We start from the raw sequence: 21,554 nt of genomic DNA on the forward strand, positions 1-21,554 counted from the left end.
CGGTCCTCACTGGTACGTGACGAGCTCCGGCAGCGGCTGCACCTGCTGCACCGTCTGCTCCGGGGTGAGCATCGGGGAGTCCTCGTCGATGAAGTTCTTCCACCCCCAGTAGACCGGAGACGGGGCCCCCTGGTGAAGGGCGTTCCAGGTGTCCTGCTTGGCGGGCTGGCTGCCCTGGCCGTCGACGTGGATGAGCAGGGCCAGCTCGTCGCGGCTGGTGTCCAGCCGCTCGCGGTCGCGGATCATGCTGAACCGGAACTGGTGCAGCACGAGCAGCTTCTGCGGCAGGGCGTTCTCGCGGGTGAGGTCGGCCAACCAGGTCACCACCGAGTTGACCTCGTCGATGCCCACCGAGCCGATCTGCTGCAGGTGGACCTCGTTCGGGCCCAGTCGCCACTCGGGGTCCAGGGCGAGGCCGACGTAGGGCAGCTCCAGCAGCGACTGGTACTGCTGCGCCTGGGTGAGGAAGTCGGTGCGCCCGGGCTGCAGGTCCAGGATCACGTAGATGCCGGCTGCGCCCGCGGCCTCCACGTAGGGCCGCAGCGCCTCGGGGTCCAGCTCGGTGGAGTAGTTGCCGTCCGGCCCGGCCGACGCCGACGCGACCGTCACGATGATCTCGAAGGTGGGGACGACGGTCCGGTCGGGCAGCAGCTGGGCGTAGGGCGCGGCGAAGTCGTCGACGCGGGCGATCGAGCCGGCGAGGTCCTGCTCCCCCAGCACACCCAGCGCCGGCCCCTCGGTCGACCCGTACATGGCGACCAGGAAGTGCTCGGGGAACATCAGCTGGCCGCCGCCGGGCAGCTGCTCGCCCGAGGCCGCGGTCGCGGTCTTCCAGTCCAGCCCGGCCACGCCGTCGAAGGCGGTGCCCAGGGCCAGCACGGTGGTGGGGCGCGTGCCGGCGAGGGCGTCGACGGCGTCGGCCGAGGCGCGGGGGTCGGTCTGGCCCGCGGTGTCCACGACGGCCACGCCGGCTGCGCGGGCGGTCACCGCGGCGGCCGCGGTCTCCGGCGCCCCGCTGGACAGCGCGACGACGCCGTCGGCCGGGTCGGGGGCGCTCACCTCGGGCAGGTCCTCCCCGAGCGGGACGGCGTCCCGCTCGCCGACCTCCGCCTCCCCGACGCCGTCGGCGAGCACGACCTGCTCGGCGCCCAGGCGGTCGAGCTCGGCGACGAGGGCGGCCGGGTCACCGCCCGCCAGCAGCAGCGGCACGTGCAGCTGCTCGGCGGCGTCCACCGCGTCCCCGGGCAGCGGGTCGGCGTCCGGGGCCAGGACGACGGCCGGGGAGGACGCGTACAGGGCTCGGCTGGCCGACAGGGCCGCCGCCGCCGGCTGGGCGTCGGCGACCATCACCACACCGGCCTGCGGGGTGGCCAGCACCGGCTGCTGCGGTTCCTCCGCCGCCGACGTCCCCGCGGCGTCCTCGCCGTCGGACCCCGCGGAGCAGGAGGTGAGCAGGAGCAGCCCGGCCAGGGCTGCGACGGCACCACGGACGGCGGCACGGCGGGAACGCATGGACCTCCACTCGACACGACCCGGGAGCGGGCCCGTCCCGACCCTACGGGCTCCCCGGTGGCCCCGGCCCCCGGCCGACGTCACGATCCCGTGACACGGCCGGCACCGCCGGGAAACCGGTCGCCGCCGCGGCCCCCGACCGGTAGGCAGGAGCGCGTGACCGACGCACCGCCGACCGCCGTCCCCGCCGCCGACCCCGACCTCGTGGCCGCGCTGCGGCCGATCACCGCGGAGGAGTGGCCGGCGTTCGGCCGGGCCATGGCCCGGGTCTTCGGCGAGGACCCCAGTGGGCCGTGGGTCGACGAGCCCCGCCCGACCGCCGAGCTCGACCGCTCCCTGGCCCTGGTCGAGGACGGCTTCGTCGCGGCCACCGCGGGCATCTACAGCCTGGGGACGACGGTCCCCGGCGGGGTCGTGCCCACCGCCGGGATCACCTGGATCACCGTCTCTCCCACCCACCGCCGCCGCGGCGTGCTGACCGCGGTCATGCGGCGCCAGCTGGACGAGGTGCGGGCCGCCGGCACCGAGCCGCTGGCCGCGCTGTGGGCGGCCGAGGGCAGCATCTACGGCCGGTTCGGCTACGCGCCGGCGGTGTGGCGGGGCGGGATCTCGCTGGACCCCAGCCGGGTGCGGCTGCGCGCGGACCTGCCCACCTGCGAGGGCCGCACCACCCTCGTCGACGTCGACGCCTACCGGGCGGCCGCCGTCCCGCTGTACGACCGGCTGCGCCGCGAGGTGCCGGGCAACCTCGCCCGCGACGCGCGCTGGTGGGACCGCAGGCTGCGCGACGACAAGGAGGACCGCGACGGGTTCACCGAGCGGCGGTACGCGCTGCACACGGCCCCCGACGGCACGGTCACCGGCTACGCCAGCTACCGGCAGAAGGAGGGCTGGTCCCCGCGCGACGAACCGGAGGGGAAGCTGCAGGTGACCGACCTGGTCGCCGCCGACGCGGCCACCCGGGTCGCGCTGTGGCGGTTCCTGCTCGGCCACGACCTGGTGCGGGAGCTGACCTCGTGGGCGCTGGGCAGCGAGGACCCGCTGCGGGCGATGGTCGCCGACCCCCGCTCGGTGACCACGGCACCGTCGGACGCGATGTGGCTGCGGTTGGTCGACGTGGGCCGGGCGCTGGCCGCGCGCCGCTACCCCGCGCCGATCGACCTGGTGCTCGAGGTGCGCGACGCGTTCTGTCCCTGGAACGACGGCCGGTGGCGGCTCACCGGGCACCCGGCAGGTGGTCACTGCGGCCGTACCGACCGCGACCCCGACCTGGTCCTGGGTGTGGAGGACCTCGCCGCGGCCTACCTGGGCGGGGTGTCGCTGGGCACCCTGCACCGGGCCGGACGGGTCACCGAGGTCAGCCCCGGCGCGGTGGCGCTGGCGTCGACGTCGTTCTCCTGGCCGGTCGCCCCGCAGAGCCCGGACGCGTTCTGAGGGTGGTCCTCAGTCGACGACCTCGACCGGGCAACGGGGGCCGGGAGAGCGCGCCATCCGCTCGTCGGCGGTCAGGAGGGTGGCCCCGAGCACCTCGGCCAGGGCGACGTAGACCGCGTCGTAGGCGGTGAGGGCGTCCCGGAGCTCCCAGCACCGGTCGAGGAACGGGCGGTGGCCGTGCCGAGCCGCGGGCAGGTCCGCCAGGTGGGCGAGCGCACGCCCAGCCCGGTCCGGGGTCACGGCCCTGCGCAGCACCTGACGCCGGACGACGGACACCACCTCGAGGTCGGCCAGCTCGGGGACCGCGAGGGCCTCGCCGCCCAGCCGGCTGCGCACCCGTCGTCCGGTCGCGCCGTCGTCGAGGACCGCGGGCACCAGGACGCCGGCGTCAACGACCAGCACGGTCGGCGCGCAGGTCCGCCACCACGGTGTCCAGGTCGGCCACCCCGCCGGACTCCTCCTCCACCCGCGCGAGGACCTCGTCCAGGGTGGGCTGCGCGGCGTCCGCGATCAGGCGTGCGCGCAGGTACTCCTGCAGCGACTGGTGGGCCGCGGCGGCCCGGCGCCGCAGGACGGCGTGGGTCTCCGCGGGGACGTCCTTCACCTGCACGCTCGGCATGGCGCCATTCTGGCGCCACAGCGACGGGGGGGTCAACCGGCGGCGGCCGCGTAGGACCAGGACGACGGGCGGGGCCGGTCGGGCAGGTCGGCCCGGCCGGTCGCCCACCGCAGGGTCGCCGCCGGGGCGGTGCCCGTCGGTGCCGCGGGGAACAGCCGGGCCAGGACGGCGGCCACCAGGTCCGCCGGCGGCGCCCACCGCAGGCCGAGGGCGTCGGCGACGTCGCCGGTGTGCACCAGCACCTCGGCGCAGGCCATCGCGGCGAACCCGGCCGGGTCCGGCGCACCCCACGGGTGGAAGCCGCGCTCGCCGGGGTCGGCGGCGTCGAGCACCCGGGCCAGCACCTCGCCCCAGCTGGCCAGGCCGGTGACCAGGCGCCCGTAGCCGGCGTCCTGGTCGGGCTCCCAACGGCCGGCGGTGAGGTCGACCCGGCCCATGACCAGGTCGTGGCCGTACCAGTGCAGGCAGGTGCCGATGTGCCACACGACCCCGGCGACGTCGGTGTCGACCACCGGCACCGGGGCGGTCGGGTCGGGGATGCGCACCAGGAACCCCACGGCCTCCTCGACCGCGGCCCGGACGTCGTCCCCACCCACGCTCAGCCCCCCGCCACCGCGGTCGGGGCCAGGACGGCGGCGACGTCGGCCACCGGGCTCACCGCGTGCGCTCGGCCGGCCCGCCTCCGGCGGGGTGGTGGCGCTCCTGCTCGTACTCGGCCACCAGGCCGATCCTGCGGACGTGCCGCTCCTCGCCGCTGAACGGCGTGCGCAGGAAGGTCAGCACCAGCTCGGTGGCCTCCTCGACGCTGTGCTGGCGGCCGCCGACCGCGACGACGTTGGCGTCGTTGTGCTGGCGGGCGAGCTCGGCGGTGGAGGTGTTCCACACCAGGGCCGCGCGGACGCCGGGGACCTTGTTGGCCGCGATCTGCTCGCCGTTGCCCGAGCCGCCGATCACCACGCCCAGCGAACCGGGCTCGACGACGACGCGCTCGCCCACCTCGATGCAGAAGGGCGGGTAGTCGTCGTCGGGGTCGTAGTCGTAGGCCCCGCAGTCGACCGGCTCGTGACCGGCGGCGGCGACCGCCTCCAGGAGGTGGGCCTTGAGCTCCAGTCCGGCGTGGTCGGTGCCGAGGAAGACGCGCATGCCGGTGAGTCTGTCAGGACAGCCGGGCGGCGACCGGCAGGGGCAGCGCCCGCAGCAGCCCGGCGACGGCGCGCCACGGCCACTCCGGCACGTAGGCCCGCACCGGCTCCCGGTCGACCGCGGCGACCAGGGCGTCGACCCCGGTGTCCAGGTCGACGGTGAACGGCCCGCGCCGACCGGTGTTGATGTCGGTCTCGATGAAGCCGGGGTGGACGGTGGTCACCCGGATGCCCCGGGTGGCCCGGGAGGAGAGCAGGTCGGCGCGGATCCCCTCGGCCAGCACGGCGTCGGCGGCCTTGGAGGCGGCGTAGGCGGTGCGGGTGCCGCCCATGCCGCGCACCCCGGCGACGGAGGAGATCACCACCAGGTGGCCGTGGCCCTGCGCGCGGAACAGCGCGACGGCTGCCTCGCAGGTGGCGTGGGTGCCCAGCACGTTGGTGGTCAGCACCGCCCGGTTCGGGCGGGCGCCCCCGGTGCCGACCGGGACGCCCTTGCCGATCCCGGCGTTGGCCACGAGCCGGTCGACCCCGCCGAGCTCGCCGACCACGCGGGGCACGGTCTCGGCGACGGCGTCGGGGTCGTCGACGTCCAGCGGTGCGACGACGACGGTGCGGCCGTGGACGGCCAGCTCGTCGCGCAGGCGCTCCAGGCGGTCGGTGCGCCGGGCCAGCAGGGCCAGGTCGTGCCCGGCGGCGGCCCAGCGGCGGGCCATGCCCTCGCCGAGCCCGGAGCTGGCGCCGGTGATGACGATGCGCTGGCGGCGGGGGTGCGGCATGCCCGCGAGCATGCCGCACCCCGCCCGGCTCAGCCGTGCGTGCCGACCTCGAGCGCCGACGCGGGGACGGTGGAGAAGTCGGGGCTCTCGGTGCGGGTGCGCTTGAGCTCCCAGAACCCGGGCAGGTTGGCCAGCAGGACGGCGCCGTCGAAGGCCTTCCCGGCGTCCTCGCCGGTGGGCACCCGGCTGATGACCGGGCCGAAGAAGGCGACGCCGTCCACGTGCAGCACGGGGGTGCCGACGTCCTCGCCGACGGGGTCCATGCCCTCGTGGTGGCTCTTCCGCAGGGCGTCGTCGTACTCGGTCGAGGTCGCGGCGTCGGCCAGGGAGGACGGCAGGCCGACCTTCTCCAGGGCCGGGGCGATGATGTCGGCGATCTCCATCTGCTCCTGGTGCTTCAGCGTGCCCATCGCGGTGTAGAGGTCGGCCACGACCTCGTCGCCGTGCTGCTGCTGCGCGGCGACCAGCACCCGCACCGGGCCCCACGCCTGCTTCATCATCTCGGTGTACTCCTCCGGGAGGTCCCGGCCCTCGTTGAGCACCGCCAGGCTCATCACGTGCCAGTGCACGTCGAGGTCGCGCACCGTCGACGCCTCGATCACCCAGCGGCTGGTCAGCCAGGCCCACGGGCACAGCGGGTCGACCCAGACGTCGACCTTCGCGCTGGTGGGGGCGGTCTGCACGGCCTCGGTCATGCCATCTCCTCGTGTTCGCGGTTGCTCGCCGCCCTCAAGGCGCCGGCCGTGCCCCGTTGTTCCCAGCCGACCCGGTGGTCCACACCTGTCCCCCGGCTCCCCCGGCCCACCGAGCCTGTCGGACCCACGTGGGAGGCTGCGCGGCGTGGCTGTTCCCAACCTGACCCGCGACGCCGCGGCCGCACGCGCCCAGCTCCTCGCCGTCCACGAGTACGACCTCCAGCTCGACGTCACCGACGGCGCCGGGCACCCCGGTGAGGAGACGTTCCGGTCGACCACGACCATCCGCTTCGACGCGGCCACCCCCGGCGCGGACACGTTCGTCGACCTGGTCGCCGACCGGGTGCACTCGGCCACGCTGAACGGCACCGCCCTCGACGTCTCCGGCTACACCGAGGAGGGCGGCCTACGGCTGCCGGGCCTGGCCGCGACGAACGAGCTCGTGGTCGACGCGCAGTGCCGCTACAGCCGCACCGGCGAGGGCCTGCACCGCTTCCTCGACCCCGAGGACGGCGCGGTCTACCTCTACTCGCACTTCGAGCCGGCCGAGGCCAAGCGGATGTTCGCCTGCTTCGACCAGCCCGACCTCAAGGCCACCTTCACCGTGCACGTCACCGCACCCTTCGACTGGCAGGTGGTCTCCAACACCGGGGGGCGCACCATCGAGGCCGGCGACGCGGGGTCGCAGCTGGTGCACTTCGAGCCCACCAAGCGCATCTCCACCTACCTGGTCGCACTCGTCGCCGGCCCCTACGCCAAGGTCACCGACTCCCACGAGGGCCTGCCGCTGGGCATCTACTGCCGGGCCTCGCTGGCCCAGCACCTCGACGCGGACGCGATCTTCGCCGTCACCAAGCAGGGCTTCGACTTCTACCACCGGGTCTTCGACTACCCGTACCCGTTCGACAAGTACGACCAGCTCTTCGTGCCCGAGTTCAACGCCGGGGCGATGGAGAACGCCGGCTGCGTGACGTTCCTGGAGGACTACGTCTTCCGGTCGCGCACCAGCCGCGCCCGCTACGAGCGGCGCGCCGAGACCATCCTGCACGAGCTGGCGCACATGTGGTTCGGCGACCTGGTGACCATGCGCTGGTGGGACGACCTGTGGCTCAACGAGTCCTTCGCCACCTACATCTCCACCCTCTGCCAGGCCGAGGCGACCGAGTACACGACTGCCTGGACGACGTTCGCCAACACGGAGAAGAGCTGGGCCTACGCCCAGGACCAGCTGCCCTCCACCCACCCCATCGCGGCCGACATGGTCGACGTCGCCGCGGTCGAGGTGAACTTCGACGGCATCACCTACGCCAAGGGCGCCTCGGTGCTCAAGCAGCTGGTCGCCTACGTCGGCCAGGACGCCTTCCTGGCCGGGGTGCGCCGCTACTTCCGCACCCACGAGTACGGCAACACCACGCTGGCCGACCTGCTCGGCCCGCTGTCGGAGGCCACCGGCCGCGACCTGTCGGCCTGGGCGCAGCAGTGGCTGCAGACCAGCCAGGTCAACACGCTGCGCCCGGTGATCGAGGTCGACGACGACGGCCGCTACCGCAGCTTCGCCATCGAGCAGACCGCGGTGCCCGAGCACCCCGTGCTGCGCGACCACCGGCTGGCCGTGGGCCTCTACAGCGCCGGCCCCGACGGCCTGACCCGGACCCACCGGGTGGAGCTGGACGTCTCCGGGGCCCGCACCGATGTCGCGGACCTCGCCGGGCACCCGGCCGCCGACCTGGTGCTGGTCAACGACGACGACCTCACCTACGCCAAGATCCGGCTCGACGACCGCTCGCTGGCCACCCTGCGGTCCCGCATCGGGGACCTCACCGAGTCACTGCCCCGGGCGCTGTGCTGGTCGGCGGCCTGGGACATGACGCGCGACGGCGAGCTGGCGGCCCGCGACTGGGTGGCCCTGGTGCTGGCCGGGGTCGACGCGGAGAGCGAGATCTCCGTGGTGCAGTCGCTGCTGGCCCGGGTGCAGGCAGCGCTGGCCAACTACGCCGACCCCGCCTGGGCCCCCGAGGGCTGGACGGCGCTGGGTGACCAGGCCCTCGCGGCGCTGCGCACCGCCGAGCCGGGTTCGGACGCGCAGCTGCAGTGGTCGCGCACGCTGGCCGCGGCGGCCCGCACCGAGGAGCAGGTGGCCGCGCTGCGCGGGCTGCTCGACGGGTCGCTGGAGGTGCCCGGGCTGGTGGTGGACGCCGAGGCGCGCTGGGCCTTCCTGCACGGGCTGGTCGCGGTCGGCGCGGCCGGCGACGCGGAGATCGACGCCGAGGCGCAGCGTGACGCCACCGCCACCGGGGCCCGGCGGGCGGCCACCGCCCGCGCGCTGCGACCCACGGCTGCGTCCAAGGCCGAGACCTGGGAGCGGGCCTTCCACGACGAGTCGATCGCCAACTCGATCCACGAGGCGATGGTCGCCGGGTTCTGGCACCCGGCCCAGCGCGAGCTGACCGCGCCCTACGTCGAGCGGTACTTCGCCGACGTGGCCCCGCTGTGGGAGCGGCGACCGGGTGAGATCGCCAAGAACACCGTGGAGTACCTGTTCCCCAAGCAGGTGTCCGAGCAGACGGTGGCCGCCGCCGACGCCTGGCTGGCCGACCCGGCGCACCCGGCTCCGCTGCGCCGGCTGGTCAGCGAGGGCCGCGACGGGGTGGCCCGGTCGCTGCGCGCCCAGCAGCGCGACCGCCAGGCCGCCGGCAGCTGACGGCTGGCCCGCACGGTGATCAGGTCACCTGATCACCGTGCGACCGACCGCGGCGACGTCGGTGGTCGGACGGACGGTGACCAGGTCCCCTGATCACCGTCCGCCCGGGGGTTCAGTGGCGGGGGCGGTTCGCGGCGGGGTGCCCGGCCTGGTCGGACAGCTGCCGCAGTCCGTTGACGATGCCGCCGACCAGGTCGCCGGAGCCGAAGCGGCCGGTCATGGTCAGCACGGCCAGCGCGCAGGCCCGGTCGGGCAGCCGGCGGGCGGCGGCGGAGCCGGTGACGATCTCCAGCACCCGCTGGTCGGGCGCGATCGCGATGAGCACCGACTCGGCCGGGTCGCCGCCGGAGCGGGCGTGCAGCTCCTCGGCGCCGGCGCGCGTGTCGGTGGGCAGGTCACCGATGTAGAGGGTGAACCGCAGCCCGGTCTCGCGGGAGGACATGGTCAGCGCCTCGTCCAGTCGGAGCAGCTCCGAGGGCGTGAACGGCGAGGCCTTCGGGCCCTCCTGGTCGTCGACGATGGGCTCGCGGGTGTCCTCGAGCTCGGTGGCCATCAGCGGCTGCCTCTCTTCTCCTGCAGGGGTCGGGTGGTCACCAGGTGCCGCGGGCGCCGCCGGCCGCGGTGCGCTTGGGGTGGCCGGCGGTCTCGCCGATGGCCAGCGCGGCGGCCTGCTTGCCCAGCGCGGGGTGGTCGTCGTGGTCCTCGCCGTGGCCGGCCGCGTGGCCGCCGCCGGCAGGGTGGGGCTCGTACCAGATCGCCTCGTGGCCCCAGGGCTCACCGGGCTTGTAGCGCTTGCGGGCCCCCAGGGCCGGGAGCATCACCAGCGCGTAGGCCAGCAGCACCACCGCCAGCGGGGCCACCAGGAAGACGAGGAGGGTCTCGACGACGGTCACCTGCGGGAATCTACCGGGGGTGCCGCATCCCAGCTCACCAACCCGGCGGGTGCCGGTGCGCCCACGGCCGGGCCTGCTCGAGCTGCGCGGCCAGCGCCACGAGGGTGGCCTCGTCGGCGGGCCGCCCCACCAGCATGGTGCCGACCGGCAGGCCGTCGGCGGTCCAGTGCAGCGGCACGCTGACCGCCGGCTGGCCGGTCACGTTGAACAGCGCCGGGAACGCGGCGTAGCGCTTCTGCCGCTCGAAGTCCTCCGCACCGTCCACCGGCCGGCCGTCCTGGGTGTCGAAGAAGCCGACCGGCCGGGGCACGTCGGTGCAGATCGGGGCCAGCAGGACGTCGTGGGCGTCGGTGGCCTGCACGAAGCGGCGGCTGAACACGCGCAGGGTGGTCAGGGCCTCCATGGCGCGCCGCGCCGACAGCGCCAGACCGCGGTCGCGGAGGTAGCGGGTCAGCGGCCGCAGCAGGGGCACCTGCTCCTCGGTGACCGGGAGGGTGGCGCCGGTCAGGGACCACACGTCCTCGAAGGCGGCCAGCACCTCCTCGGTCAGCGGCGCGGCGGGCAGGTCGACGACCTCGTGGCCGAGCTCGGCGAGCAGCGCGGAGGCGTCCTCGAAGGCGGTGTCCACCTCGGGTGCGAGGTCGGCGCCGGGCACCAGCGCCGTGCGGTGCCGGGCGATCCGCAGCCGACCCACCGGTCGGTCGGCCGCGGCGAGGAAGGACTCCGCGGGCGGCGGCGCCCAGCTGGGGTCGCCGACGACGGGCCCGGCCATCGCGTCGAGCATCGCGGCGGCGTCGCGGACGGTGCGGGCCAGCGGGCCCTGCACGCCCAGGCCGGTGATCTCCGCGCCCAGCGGGGCGCTGCTGACCCGGCCCCGCGCGGGCTTGATGCCCACCAGGCCGTTGATGCCGGCCGGGATGCGGATCGAGCCGCCGCCGTCGGAGCCCTGCGCGAACGGGAGCATCCCGAGCGCAACCGCCGCGGCCGCGCCCCCGCTGGAGCCCCCCGCCAACCGGGTGGTGTCCCACGGGCAGCGGGTGGGGCCGACCAGGTCGTTGTCGGTGTAGCAGGGGAAGCCGAACTCCGGGGTGCTCGTCTTGCCCAGGCTGACCGTGCCGGCGGCCGCCAGGGCGGTGACGACGTGGTCGTCGACCTCGGGCACGTGGTCGGCCATCGCGGCCGACCCGAAGGTGGTGCGCACCCCGGCGGTCAGGTTCAGGTCCTTGATCGCGGTGGGCACGCCCAGCAGGGGCGCGGGGTCACCGGCGGCGAGCCGGCGCTCGGCCTCGGCCGCGGCGGCCAGCGCCCGCTCCGGCGTGACGGCCAGGAACGCACCGATCCCGCCGTCGAGGGCTTCGATGCGGGCCAGGTGGTGGCGGACCAGCTCGGTGGGGCTGGTCTCCCCCGACCGGACGGCGGCGGCCATCCCCAGCGCGGTCAGCTCGTGGAGCTCGGTCACGGTCGGCGACGCTAGCCCTGCAGGATGGGGCCGTGCTCACCCGGCCGCAGGTCCAGCAGCTCGACGCCGACGACCCGCTCGCCGGGTTCCGCGACCGGTTCACCGGCGACGGTGCCGGTGGGGCCTGGGACGACGGCCCGCAGCGGCGGATCTACCTGGACGGCAACTCCCTGGGCAGGTTGCCCCGGGCCACCCCCGCCGCGCTGGCCCGGGTGGTGGAGCAGGAGTGGGGCAGGGGCCTGGTCGGCTCGTGGTCGCAGTGGGTGTCCCAGGCCGGGCGGGTGGGCGACCTGCTCGCGGCGGGGGTGCTGGGCGCCCGGCCCGGCGAGGTGCTGGTCGGCGACTCCACCTCGGTGAACCTCTACAAGCTCCTGCGCGCCGGCGTCGACGCCCGGCCCGGCCGGGACGTGCTGGTCACCTGCGCCGACGAGTTCCCCACCGACCGCTACCTGGTGGCCGGAGTGGCCCGCGAGCGCGGCCTGCAGGTGCGGGAGGTCGAGGCCGACATCGACACCGGCCTGGACCCCGCCGTGCTGGCCGCAGCGCTGGACGAGCGGGTCGCCGTCGTCGTCCTGTCGCTGGTGGCCTACCGGTCCGGGGCGCTGCTGGACCTGGCCGCGGTCACCGCGGCTGCGCGGGAGCACGGCGCGCTGGTGCTGTGGGACCTCAGCCACGCCGTGGGGTCGGTGGAGGTGGACCTGTCGGCCGCGGACCTGGCCGTCGGGTGCACCTACAAGCACCTCAACGGCGGGCCCGGCGCCCCGGCCTTCCTCTACGTCCGCCGCGAGCTGCAGGAGTCGCTGCGCCAGCCGCTGCAGGGGTGGTTCGGCCAGCGGGACCAGTTCGACATGGGCCCGGAGTACGTGCCGGCCGACGGCCTGGACCGCTTCGCCGTGGGGACGCCACCGGTGCTGGCCACCGCCGCGGTGGAGGTCGGCGCCGGCATCACCGCCGAGGCCGGCATCGGCGCGGTCGCGGCGAAGGGGCGGGCGCTGACCGAGGTGCTGGTGCAGCTGCTCGACGAGCGGGTACCGCAGGTCCGGCTGGCCTCGCCCCGCGACCCGCACCGGCGCGGGGCGCACGTGGTGGTCGAGCACCCGCAGGCCTGGCAACTCACCCAGGCCCTCGTCGACCGCGGTGTGGTGCCGGACTTCCGGACCCCGGACCGGGTGCGCTTCGGCCCGGCGCCGCTCTACACCCGCTTCGTCGACCTGTGGGACGCCGTGGACCGGCTCGCCGACGTCCTGGCCACCGGCGCGCACCTCCATCACCCAGCCACGCGCTCGCGCGTGACCTGATCAGGCCGCGTCGGGCAGGCCCAGCCAGGACCGCCACCGGGGGTCGACCGCGCGGTGGCCGAGCAGCCGCCAGGCCGACCCCGACGGCGCCCGCGGCGGCTGCGGCAGCGACCAGCCCAGCTCGGCCAGCGACCGGTCGGCCTTGGTGTGGTTGCACCGCCGGCAGGCGGCGACCACGTTGTCCCAGGTGTGCGTGCCGCCCCGGCTGCGCGGCCAGACGTGGTCGATGCTGGTGGCCGCCGCCCCGCAGTAGACGCAGGTCGACCCGTCGCGGGTGAAGACCGCCCGCCGCGACAGCGGCACCTGGGCCGGGTAGGGCACCCGCACGTAGCGGGTCAGCCGGACCACCACCGGCACCGGCAGCGCCACCAGCTCGGCGTGGCAGAGCACCTCCGAGACGTCGACCGGCTCGGCCTTGCCGGCCAGCACCAGCACGATCGCCCGGCGGCTGGACACCACGCACAACGGCTCGTAGGTGGCGTTCAGCAGCAGGCAGGCGGCCGTCGTGGGGACCGGTGCCGCGGGCGCGGCGGGTCCGGGGCGGGGGTCGCGCCGCGGGCCCGGCGGGCCCGACGCGGACGACGACCCGAGTGCGGTCAGCGGCACGGGGCACCTCCGTTGCGCCCCGGACCGCCGGGGTGCTGCGACCCACGGGCACCCCCAGTCTGCCCCGGATCCACCCGCAGTGGGCAAACCCTCTCCGTCGGTCTGGTTACGGTCGATCGGTGAGCACCCGGCCCGACCCCGCCCTCGCCCCCCGCCTCGACCTCGTCGAGGACCTGCACGGCCACCCGGTCGCCGACCCCTACCGGTGGCTGGAGGACCCCGCCGACCCGCGCACGCAGGCCTGGGCCGCCGACCAGGACCGGTACGCCGGCGAGGTGCTCGCCGACCTCCCCGCGACGGAGGCGTTCGCGCAGCGCCTGGGCGAGCTCGTGCGCTCCGGCGCGGTGGGCATCCCGGTCTGGCGGGCCGGGCGGGCGTTCTCCACGCGCCGCGACCCCGGTCAGGAGCACGCCGTGCTGCGGGTCCACGAGGCGATGAGCACCCCACGGGTGCTGGTCGACCCGATGGCGCTGGACGCCGCCGGCACCACCACCCTCGACGCCTGGTCCCCGTCCTGGGAGGGCACCCGGCTGGCCTACCAGGTGTCGGTCGGCGGCGACGAGGAGTCGCTGCTGCACGTGCTGGACGTCGCCACCGGCGAGCTGCTGGACGGCCCGGTGGACCGCTGCCGCTACTCCCCCGTCGCGTGGCTGCCGGGCGGCGAGGAGCTCTTCTACGTCCGGCGGCTGGCCCCGGACCAGGTGCCGGCGGGCGAGGAGCAGTTCCACCGCCGGGTGTTCCGGCACCGGGTGGGCGCCGACCCCTCCACCGACGTCCTGGTGCACGGCGAGGGTCTGGACCCCACCAACTACTACGGCGTGCGGACGTCGGCCGACGGTCGGTGGCTGGTCGTGTCGGCCTCGGCGGGCACCGCACCGCGGGACGACGTGTGGGTCGCCGACCTGGCCGGTGACGGCGAGCTCCGTCCGCTGCAGGTCGGCGTCGACGCGCAGACCGCCGCCTGGGTGGCCCGCGACGGCCGGCTGTGGCTGTTCACCGACCGGGACGCCCCGCGCAGCCGCCTCGCCGTCGCCGACCCGGCCGACCCCGCGACCTGGGACCCGGCCGCCTGGCGCGACGTGGTGCCGCAGTCCGACGACGCGGTGCTCACCGACGTCGCCCTGGTCGACGCCCCGGACGGTGGCCGGCGGGTGCTCGCCGTGCACGCCGTGGACGCCACCGACCGGCTGTCGGTGTGGGCCGCGGACGGGTCGGGCCGGCTGGGCGAGGTCGCCGTCCCGCCCGGGTCGGTCGCCGGGGTCAGCGCGCCGCCCGAGGGCGGGACGACGGCCTGGGTGGGCTTCACCGACCACGCCACCCCGCCGTCCGTGCTGACCTGGGACGCCGCCGACCCCACCGCGCTGCAGCCGTGGGAGCAGGCGCCGGTGGCCGGCGCCGTCCCGCCGGTGGTGGTGACCGAGACGCACGCGACGTCGGCCGACGGCACCCCGGTGCACCTGTTCGTGCTGTCGCTGGAGGCGGCACCCAGCGGGCCGCGGCCCACGGTGCTCTACGGGTACGGCGGGTTCGGCGTGCCGCTGACCCCGGGCTACAGCGCGCAGGCGCTGGCCTGGGTGGCCGCCGGCGGGGTGTGGGCGGTGGCGAACCTGCGCGGCGGGTCCGAGCACGGCGAGGAGTGGCACCGGGCCGGCATGCGCGAGCGCAAGCAGAACGTCTTCGACGACTTCGCGGCCGCCGGGGAGCACCTGGTGGCGCAGGGCTGGACGACGCGGGAGCAGCTGGGGGTGTTCGGCGGCTCCAACGGCGGCTTGCTGGTGGGCACCACGGCCACCCAGCGGCCGGACCTGGTGGCCGCGGTGGTGTGCAGCGCGCCGCTGCTGGACATGGTGCGCTACGAGCTGTTCGGCCTGGGCCGCACCTGGAACGACGAGTACGGCACCGCCGCCGACCCGGAGGAGCTGGGCTGGCTGCTGGGCTACTCGCCCTACCACCACGTGGCCGAGGGCACGGCCTACCCGGCGGTGCTGTTCACGACGTTCGAGTCCGACACCCGGGTCGACCCGCTGCACGCCCGCAAGCTGGCCGCGGCGCTGCAGCACGCGACGTCGTCCGGCGCGCCCGTGGTGCTGCGACGCGAGGTGGCGGTGGGCCACGGGGCCCGGGCGGTGAGCCGTACGGTGGGGCTGGCCGCCGACCAGCTCGCCTTCCTCGCCCGTGCCACCGGGCTCGAGGTGCTGTGAGCCACCCCCGGTCGGCAGGCCGTGACGCTGCTTCCGAGCCCCCTGGGAGACTCTCCTCGTGATGAGCACTGCACTGTCCGTCACCGCCGCGGCGTCCGACGCCGTGGTGCCCGACTGCGTCGGCGACGACCCCGGCTCGCTGTGCGCGCGCCTCTACAACTGGTTCGGTCTCGACTGGCTGGCCGCGAACGCCCAGGCCCTGGTCGCCACGCCGCTGCGCATCCTGCTGATCGTGCTGGTCGCCGCGGTCGCCCGGCTGCTCATCAACCGGGCCATCCGGCGGCTCACCGAGCGCACCGCCACCGGTCAGGTGCCCACGATCCTCAAGCCCCGCCGGACCAAGGGCGAGAACCACCAGCAGGTCGTCGAGCAGGTCGCCGCACGGCGGACCCAGCGCGCGGAGGCCATCGGGTCGGTGCTGCGCAGCTTCGCCTCGATCGTCGTCTTCTTCATCGCCGTGGTGCTCGTGCTCGGGGAGCTGGGCATCAACCTGGCCCCGATCGTGGCCTCGGCCGGCGTCGTCGGGGTCGCGCTGGGCTTCGGCGCGCAGAACCTGATCAAGGACTTCATCGCCGGGATCGGCATCATCCTCGAGGACCAGTACGGCGTCGGCGACGTCGTCGACCTGGGTGAGGCCAGCGGCACCGTGGAGGCCGTGGGCCTGCGGATCACCCGGCTGCGCGACATCAACGGCGTGGTCTGGTATGCCCGCAACGGCGAGGTGCTCCGGGTGGGCAACAAGAGCCAGGGCTACGCGCAGGTGGTCATCGACATGCCGGTGGCGCACACCACCGACCTGGAGCGCTGCCGGTCGGTCATCCAGGAGGTGGGCGACGCCTTCTACGCCGAGGAGGCGTGGGCCGACGTCGTCCTGGGCCAGCCGGAGTCCGTCGGGGTCGAGTCCATCACCCCGCAGGCCATCCTGATGCGGCTGCAGGTCCGCACCACCAACGCCGACCAGTGGAGGGTCGCCCGGGAACTGCGGATGCGCCTGCAGGAGCGGTTCGCCACCGAGGGGATCGAGATCCCCGTGGTGCGCACCCCGACCGGGGCCGGTCCCGCCTGAGCCACCGCGCCCCCGACCACACCGCGCAGGACCGACCGGCCACCTACCGGTCGGTCTTCGCCGTGGCCGAGTTCCGGCCGCTGTTCGGGTCCTACGTGCTGGCCACGGTCGGGGACTTCCTCGCCCGGCTGGCGCTCACCGTGCTGGTCTACCAGCGCACCGGGTCCCCGTTGCTGAGCGCGCTGACCTTCGCGATCAGCTACCTGCCCTGGGTGGTCGGCGGTCCCCTGCTGGCCGCGCTGGCCGACCGGCTGCCCCGCAAGCAGGTGATGGTGGTCAGCGACCTCGCCCGGGCCGCACTGGTCGCGCTCATGGCCGTGCCCGGGATGCCGCTTCCGGCCCTGCTGGTCCTCCTGCTGCTGGTCTCGCTGGGCAGCCCGCCCTACGAGGCCGCCCGGTCCGCGCTCACCGCCGACGTGCTCACCGACGACCGGTACGCCGTGGCCACCTCGCTGACCGGTGTGGTGCAGCAGCTGGCCCAGATGGTCGGCTTCCTGCTGGGCGGCGTGCTGGTGACCGCCGTCTCGCCGTCCGTCGGGCTCCTGGTCACCGCGACGACGTTCGCCGCCGCCGGCCTGTGGCTCGCCCTCGGGCTCCAGGCCCGGCCGGCCCCCGACCGCGGCGACGAGGCGGCGTCCACCTTGTGGGGGGACGTGCTGGCGGGGCTGCGGCTGGTGCTCACGACGCCGCGGCTGCTCGCCATCGTGGGCCTGCTGTGGGTCGGGGTCCTGGTCACCAACGCGCACGAGGGGATCGGCCCGGCCCTGTCCGACCAGCTCGTCGGCAGCCAGGCCCTGGTCGGTGTTCTCCTGGCGGCCCACCCCACAGGTGCGGTGGTCGGCGGGGTCGTGGTCGGCCGCTTCTGCCCGCCGACCCTGCGTGAGCGGTTGATCACCCCGCTGGTGCTGGTCTCCGTCGCCGCCCTCGCGGCGGCTGGGTTGGCCGCCCGCGTGCTCGACGGCGATGCGGCGGCCGCAGCTGTCGTGGTGCTGATGGCCGTGTCAGGGTTCGGCAACGCCTGGGCGATCCCGCTGAACGTCGCCTTCGTGCAGGCGGTCCCCGCGGCCGTCCGGGGCCGGGCGTTCGGGGTGGCGATCGCGGGCATGTCCGCAGTCCAAGGTCTCGGTGCGCTGGTCGCCGGGGCCGCGGCCACCGCGCTCGTGCCGACGGACGTCGTCGCGCTGCTCGGGCTGGTGGGCATCCCGCTGGTCGCCGTCCCCCTCGTCGGGCTGCTCCGCACCCGGCCGCCCGCGGCGGGTGCCGTTGCGGGACCATCGGGGGCATGAGCGAGTCGAGCCGCCCGCTGCCCTCGGCACGCACGTTCTACGCCGAGGTCGGCGGCGAACCCACCTTCCGCGCCCTGGTCGCGCACTTCTACGCAGGCGTGCGCAGCGACCCCGTGCTCGCCCCGCTCTACCCGCAGGACGACTGGGACGGCGCCGAGGAGCGGCTCCGCCGGTTCCTCGAGCAGTACTGGGGCGGGCCGACGACCTACTCCGAGCAACGCGGGCACCCGCGGTTGCGTATGCGGCACGCCCCCTTCGCCATCGGCGGCCGCGAGCGCGACGCGTGGCTGACCCACATGCGGGCCGCCGTGGACTCCCTGCAGCTGACCCCCGAGCAGGACGCCACCCTCTGGGGCTACCTGGAGATGGCCGCCCGCAGCATGCAGAACCGGCTGGACGAACCGCCCACCCCCTGACCACCCGCTGACAGCGTCGTCGGCGTGCCCCCCTGCGAACCCCCGGAGCACTCCGTGACCAGCACCCTCCCTGCGCCCGCGGCCACCGACTGGTGGCGGGACGCGGTCTTCTACCAGGTCTACATCCGGTCCTTCGCCGACGGCGGGGACGACGGCGTCGGCGACCTCGCCGGCCTGCGGGCCAGGCTGCCCGAGCTCGCCCGGCTGGGCGTCGACGCGTTGTGGATCAACCCGTTCTTCCCCTCCCCCATGGCCGACCACGGCTACGACGTCGCCGACCCCCGCGACGTCGAGCCGGTCTTCGGCGACCTCGCCGAGTTCGACCGGGTGCTGGCCGAGGCGCACGCACTGGGCATCCGGGTCACCATCGACCTGGTGCCCAACCACACCTCCGACCAGCGGGACTGGTTCGTCGAGGCGCTGGCCGCCGGTCGCGGCTCCCCCGAGCGGGCCCGCTACGTGTTCCGCGACGGCCGCGGACCCGGCGGGGACGAACCGCCGAACAACTGGCCGTCGATCTTCGGCGGGCCGGCGTGGACGCGGGTGCCCGACGGCCAGTGGTACCTGCACCTGTTCGCCCCCGAGCAGCCCGACCTGGACTTCACCCACCCCGAGGTGCTGGCCGACCTCGAGGAGACCCTGCGGTTCTGGCTGGACCGGGGCGTGGACGGGTTCCGCATCGACGTCGCCCACGGCATGGCCAAGGCGCCCGGGCTGCCCGACGTCGCCTTCGACTCCGAGACCGGGCTGTTCGACGACCACGGCCCCGACGACCCGCGACTGGACCAGGACGGCGTGCACGACGTCCACCGCGCGGTGCGGCGGGTCATGGACGCCTACCCCGGCACGATGACCGTCGGCGAGGTGTGGGTCTCCAGCGAGGAACGGCTGGCCCGCTACCTGCGCCCCGACGAGCTGCACTCGGCGTTCAACTTCCGGCTGCTGACCGCCGACTGGACCCTGGAGGACCTGCGCGCGGCCGTCGTCGACTCCCTCGACGCCGTCGCCGCGACCCCGGCCCCGGCGTGCTGGGTGCTGTCCAACCACGACCGGCCCCGGCACGTCACCCGCTACGGCGGTGGGGGGCTGGGCACCCGACGGGCCCGGGCCGCGGCGCTGCTGCAGCTGGCGCTGCCGGGGATGGCGTTCGTCTACAACGGCGACGAGCTCGGCATGCCCGACGTCGACCTGCCCGACGAGGCGCTCACCGACCCGGTGTGGACCCGCTCCGGGCACACCGAGCGGGGCCGGGACGCCTGCCGCATCCCGGTCCCCTGGAGCGGGACCGAGCCGCCGTACGGCTTCACCGCCGGCGGGTCGACCTGGCTGCCGATGCCCGAGGGGTGGGCCGACCTGACCGCGCAGGCGCAGGACCGGGACCCCGGTTCGGTGCTGTCGCTGTACCGGGAGGCGCTGCGGCTGCGCCGGGAGGTCTCCGGCGGGCTGACCTGGCTGCCGGCGCCCGAGGGCTGCCTGGCGTTCCGCCGGGGCAGCGGCCTGGTGGTGCTGCTCAACCTCTCGGGCGGGCCGGTCCCGTTGCCCGAGGGCCGCGTGCTGCTGGCCAGCGCGGACGTCGCCGGGGGTCTGCCACACGACGCCGCGGTGTGGCTGCAGGCCTGACCTCCAGACGGGGCGGTTCCGGCTTCGGCAGGTAGCATCCGGACGAACACTCACCGTCACGGGGGACGACGACGGCTCCGGTTCGCCGGGCCCGGACCGGGAGGCCTTGCACCCATGGACGTGCTCCAGGTGGAGGGCCTCGCGAAGGCCTACGGCGCCCGTCGCGTGCTGCGGGACGTGACCTTCTCGGTGGCCGCGGGCGAGGTCGTCGGGCTGGTCGGGGCCAACGGCGCCGGCAAGTCCACGCTGGGCGACGTCGTGGCCGGTCGATACGCCCCCGACGCCGGCCTGATGACCGTCGACGGGCACGCCTACGCCCCGCTGTCCGCTGCCGACGCCCGCCACCTCGGGGTCGGCGCGGTCGAGCAGCTGGTGCGCCTGGACCCCGACCTGACCGTCGCCCGGGCGGTCTTCCGCGACACCGAGCTCGCCGGCGCCCCCGACGCCCGGGTGCGCGCCCGCGCCCGGGCCGTGCTGGCCGACGTCGGTCTCGACCTGGACCCCGACCGGCTGGTCGCCGACGTCCCGCGGTTCGTGCACGGCCTGGTCGAGGCCGCCCGCGTCCTGGCGGAGGACACCCGGCTGGTCGTCATGGACGAGGTGTCGGCCGCGCTCACCCCGACCGAGGTCGACGGGCTGCACGCCATCGCCCGGCGGCTGCGCTCGCAGGGCCGCGGGGTGCTCTACATCAGCCACCGGCTGCCGGAGATGCTCGAGGTCGTCGACCGGGTGCTCGTGCTGCGGGAGGGCCGGATCGCCCTGGACGCACCCGCCGAGGGCCTGGACCCCGCCGGGCTGGCCGTGGCCACCCTGGACGGCGCGGTGCCCGCGGCGCGGCCGGAGGCCGGGCCCTGGGGCACCAGCGCGGCCCCGGTGGTCATCCCCGTCGCGCGCACGGCACCCGAGGCGGTCCCGCTCCCCCGCCCCGAGCCGTCGGGTGACGTCGCTCTGGAGGTGCGCAACCTGCGGGTGCCGGGCAGTGCCGCCGGACTGGACCTGACCCTGCGCCGCGGCGAGGTCCTGGGCCTGACCGGACGGCGCCGCTCGGGGCTGCAGGAGATCGCCGGGGCGCTGACCGGGGAGATCCCGGCCCAGGCCGACGCGGTGTCCCTGCACGGGGAGGACCGTCCGGTCACCGCCGACCCGGGGACGGCGGCGCTGCAGCTGGCCGCCTACCGGCCCGACGACGACGCCTACGGCATGGACCCGCGCGAGACCATCGCCCGGACCCTCACCGACGCCGAGTGGGGCCGCCCGGACGACCTGCGCACCGAGATCGCCACCCTGCGCGGCGTGATCGACACGGTGCACCGGATGAACGTGCGGACCATGAGCATCCGCACGGTGTTCGGTGCGTTGTCCGGCGGTGACCAGCACAAGCTCGCGCTGGCCCGCTGGATGGCCGCCACCGACGGCGACGTGGTCGTCGTCCACGAGCCCACCCGCGGCCTGGACCTGCGCTCCCGGCGGGAGGTGCGGCGCCTGCTGGACGACGCCACCGCGCACGGCCGGTCGGTGGTGGTGGTGTCGGTGGACCCCGACGAGCTGGCCGAGGTCTGCGACCGCATCGGCGTGGTCTGCGACGGCCGGGTCGAGGAGTGGCTGGACACGCACGAGATGTCCGCGGCCGACGTCCGGGCGCGCATCCTCGGCGCGGTGGCCACCCCCGCCTGAGGCCCCCTCCCCCTCGGCGTGGATCAGGGGGCTCGGTGTCAACCGGTCGTTGCATCACCCCAGCTGAGGGGTGGGGCTCGTGGCGACTCGGGCGAACATGCGGGTGTTCTGGTCGGGGATCGCTGAGGGGCTGACCGTTGCGTCAGCCTCTCAGCG

The 21,554-nt window shown here is 75.4% G+C and carries 20 protein-coding genes; 9 read left to right on the forward strand and 11 right to left on the reverse strand.

From position 1 onward, the window contains the following. Positions 1–6: 6 nt before the first annotated feature. A complete protein-coding gene (locus NH342_RS08010) occupies positions 7–1,512 on the reverse strand; it encodes a hypothetical protein (protein WP_253013493.1) in 1,506 nt (501 codons plus the stop codon). 156 nt (positions 1,513–1,668) lie between these two features. Between NH342_RS08010 and NH342_RS08015 the strand changes: the two genes are divergently transcribed. Continuing rightward, positions 1,669–2,946 (forward strand): GNAT family N-acetyltransferase, encoded by a 1,278-nt coding sequence (locus tag NH342_RS08015; protein ID WP_253013495.1) that lies wholly within the window; start codon positions 1,669–1,671, stop codon positions 2,944–2,946. Between the two features lie 9 nt (positions 2,947–2,955). On the opposite strand, the gene NH342_RS08020 is transcribed toward NH342_RS08015, so the two are convergent. From NH342_RS08020 to NH342_RS08045, 6 genes are read right to left on the reverse strand one after another with little or no spacing between them, the layout of a single operon-like run. Then, positions 2,956–3,348 carry a type II toxin-antitoxin system VapC family toxin gene (locus NH342_RS08020; protein WP_253013497.1) on the reverse strand — a complete coding sequence of 131 codons (393 nt, stop codon included), beginning with the start codon at positions 3,346–3,348 and terminating at the stop codon, positions 2,956–2,958. Next, positions 3,335–3,565: a hypothetical protein gene (locus tag NH342_RS08025; protein ID WP_253013499.1), complete on the reverse strand. Its 231-nt coding sequence runs from the start codon at positions 3,563–3,565 to the stop codon at positions 3,335–3,337. Before NH342_RS08025 ends, NH342_RS08020 begins: the two co-directional genes overlap by 14 nt. Positions 3,566–3,597: 32 nt before the next feature. Continuing rightward, positions 3,598–4,161: a hypothetical protein gene (locus NH342_RS08030; RefSeq protein WP_253013501.1), complete on the reverse strand. Its 564-nt coding sequence runs from the start codon at positions 4,159–4,161 to the stop codon at positions 3,598–3,600. Between the two features lie 58 nt (positions 4,162–4,219). Then, on the reverse strand, positions 4,220–4,708 hold the full coding sequence (locus tag NH342_RS08035; protein WP_253013503.1) for a ribose-5-phosphate isomerase: 489 nt from the start codon (positions 4,706–4,708) through the stop codon (positions 4,220–4,222). A 13-nt stretch (positions 4,709–4,721) separates the two neighbouring features. Beyond that, the gene (locus tag NH342_RS08040; RefSeq protein WP_253013505.1) at positions 4,722–5,483 is read right to left on the reverse strand and encodes an SDR family oxidoreductase; all 762 of its coding nucleotides are present in this window, start codon (positions 5,481–5,483) and stop codon (positions 4,722–4,724) included. Positions 5,484–5,512: 29 nt separating this feature from the next. Beyond that, a complete protein-coding gene (locus NH342_RS08045) occupies positions 5,513–6,178 on the reverse strand; it encodes a DsbA family protein (RefSeq protein ID WP_253013507.1) in 666 nt (221 codons plus the stop codon). A gap of 145 nt (positions 6,179–6,323) precedes the next feature. Between NH342_RS08045 and pepN the strand changes: the two genes are divergently transcribed. Continuing rightward, the gene (pepN, locus tag NH342_RS08050; protein ID WP_253013509.1) at positions 6,324–8,879 is read left to right on the forward strand and encodes an aminopeptidase N; all 2,556 of its coding nucleotides are present in this window, start codon (positions 6,324–6,326) and stop codon (positions 8,877–8,879) included. 112 nt (positions 8,880–8,991) lie between these two features. Here pepN and NH342_RS08055 read toward each other — a convergent pair whose 3' ends face one another. Genes NH342_RS08055 through NH342_RS08065 form a run of 3 tightly spaced genes read right to left on the reverse strand, consistent with a single transcriptional unit; the run spans position 8,992 to position 11,231 of the window. Further along, complete coding sequence (locus NH342_RS08055) at positions 8,992–9,432, reverse strand: DUF5130 family protein (protein ID WP_253013511.1); 441 nt, start codon at positions 9,430–9,432, stop codon at positions 8,992–8,994. A gap of 37 nt (positions 9,433–9,469) precedes the next feature. After that, on the reverse strand, positions 9,470–9,772 hold the full coding sequence (locus NH342_RS08060) for a hypothetical protein (RefSeq protein WP_253013513.1): 303 nt from the start codon (positions 9,770–9,772) through the stop codon (positions 9,470–9,472). Positions 9,773–9,806: 34 nt separating this feature from the next. Next, positions 9,807–11,231: an amidase gene (locus tag NH342_RS08065; RefSeq protein ID WP_253013515.1), complete on the reverse strand. Its 1,425-nt coding sequence runs from the start codon at positions 11,229–11,231 to the stop codon at positions 9,807–9,809. Between the two features lie 32 nt (positions 11,232–11,263). Here NH342_RS08065 and kynU point away from each other — a divergent pair, with 32 nt between their 5' ends. Beyond that, complete coding sequence (kynU, locus tag NH342_RS08070) at positions 11,264–12,529, forward strand: kynureninase (RefSeq protein ID WP_253013517.1); 1,266 nt, start codon at positions 11,264–11,266, stop codon at positions 12,527–12,529. Here kynU and NH342_RS08075 read toward each other — a convergent pair whose 3' ends face one another. Continuing rightward, complete coding sequence (locus NH342_RS08075) at positions 12,530–13,021, reverse strand: HNH endonuclease (protein ID WP_305884865.1); 492 nt, start codon at positions 13,019–13,021, stop codon at positions 12,530–12,532. Positions 13,022–13,254: 233 nt separating this feature from the next. On the opposite strand from NH342_RS08075, the gene NH342_RS08080 reads away from it, so the two are divergent. The 6 genes from NH342_RS08080 to NH342_RS08105 all read left to right on the forward strand — a co-directional run bounded on the left by NH342_RS08080 (position 13,255) and on the right by NH342_RS08105 (position 21,398). Continuing rightward, on the forward strand, positions 13,255–15,336 hold the full coding sequence (locus NH342_RS08080) for a prolyl oligopeptidase family protein (protein ID WP_253013521.1): 2,082 nt from the start codon (positions 13,255–13,257) through the stop codon (positions 15,334–15,336). A 61-nt stretch (positions 15,337–15,397) separates the two neighbouring features. Continuing rightward, positions 15,398–16,402, forward strand: coding sequence for a mechanosensitive ion channel family protein (locus NH342_RS08085; RefSeq protein ID WP_253013523.1), 1,005 nt, complete (start codon positions 15,398–15,400; stop codon positions 16,400–16,402). Between the two features lie 62 nt (positions 16,403–16,464). Further along, the gene (locus NH342_RS08090; protein WP_253013525.1) at positions 16,465–17,688 is read left to right on the forward strand and encodes an MFS transporter; all 1,224 of its coding nucleotides are present in this window, start codon (positions 16,465–16,467) and stop codon (positions 17,686–17,688) included. Continuing rightward, positions 17,685–18,104, forward strand: a complete 420-nt coding sequence (locus tag NH342_RS08095) for a globin (protein WP_253013527.1) — start codon at positions 17,685–17,687, stop codon at positions 18,102–18,104. The genes NH342_RS08090 and NH342_RS08095 overlap by 4 nt, the downstream gene beginning before the upstream one ends. A gap of 54 nt (positions 18,105–18,158) precedes the next feature. Next, positions 18,159–19,724, forward strand: a complete 1,566-nt coding sequence (locus NH342_RS08100; RefSeq protein WP_253013529.1) for a glycoside hydrolase family 13 protein — start codon at positions 18,159–18,161, stop codon at positions 19,722–19,724. A 114-nt stretch (positions 19,725–19,838) separates the two neighbouring features. After that, on the forward strand, positions 19,839–21,398 hold the full coding sequence (locus NH342_RS08105) for an ATP-binding cassette domain-containing protein (RefSeq protein WP_253013531.1): 1,560 nt from the start codon (positions 19,839–19,841) through the stop codon (positions 21,396–21,398). The last annotated feature ends 156 nt before the right edge of the window (positions 21,399–21,554 follow it).

The sequence above is a fragment of the Klenkia sp. PcliD-1-E genome (assembly GCF_024124375.1).
Classification (GTDB): Bacteria; Actinomycetota; Actinomycetes; order Mycobacteriales; family Geodermatophilaceae; genus Klenkia.

Coding starts and splice junctions, on each gene's coding strand:
- NH342_RS08010 (WP_253013493.1), bottom strand. CDS start 1,512: ATGCGTTCCCGCCGTGCCGCCGTCCGTGGTGCCGTCGCAGCCCTGGCC.
- NH342_RS08025 (WP_253013499.1), bottom strand. CDS start 3,565: ATGCCGAGCGTGCAGGTGAAGGACGTCCCCGCGGAGACCCACGCCGTC.
- NH342_RS08035 (WP_253013503.1), bottom strand. CDS start 4,708: ATGCGCGTCTTCCTCGGCACCGACCACGCCGGACTGGAGCTCAAGGCC.
- NH342_RS08040 (WP_253013505.1), bottom strand. CDS start 5,483: ATGCCGCACCCCCGCCGCCAGCGCATCGTCATCACCGGCGCCAGCTCC.
- NH342_RS08045 (WP_253013507.1), bottom strand. CDS start 6,178: ATGACCGAGGCCGTGCAGACCGCCCCCACCAGCGCGAAGGTCGACGTC.
- NH342_RS08055 (WP_253013511.1), bottom strand. CDS start 9,432: ATGGCCACCGAGCTCGAGGACACCCGCGAGCCCATCGTCGACGACCAG.
- NH342_RS08085 (WP_253013523.1), top strand. CDS start 15,398: ATGAGCACTGCACTGTCCGTCACCGCCGCGGCGTCCGACGCCGTGGTG.
- NH342_RS08095 (WP_253013527.1), top strand. CDS start 17,685: ATGAGCGAGTCGAGCCGCCCGCTGCCCTCGGCACGCACGTTCTACGCC.
- NH342_RS08105 (WP_253013531.1), top strand. CDS start 19,839: ATGGACGTGCTCCAGGTGGAGGGCCTCGCGAAGGCCTACGGCGCCCGT.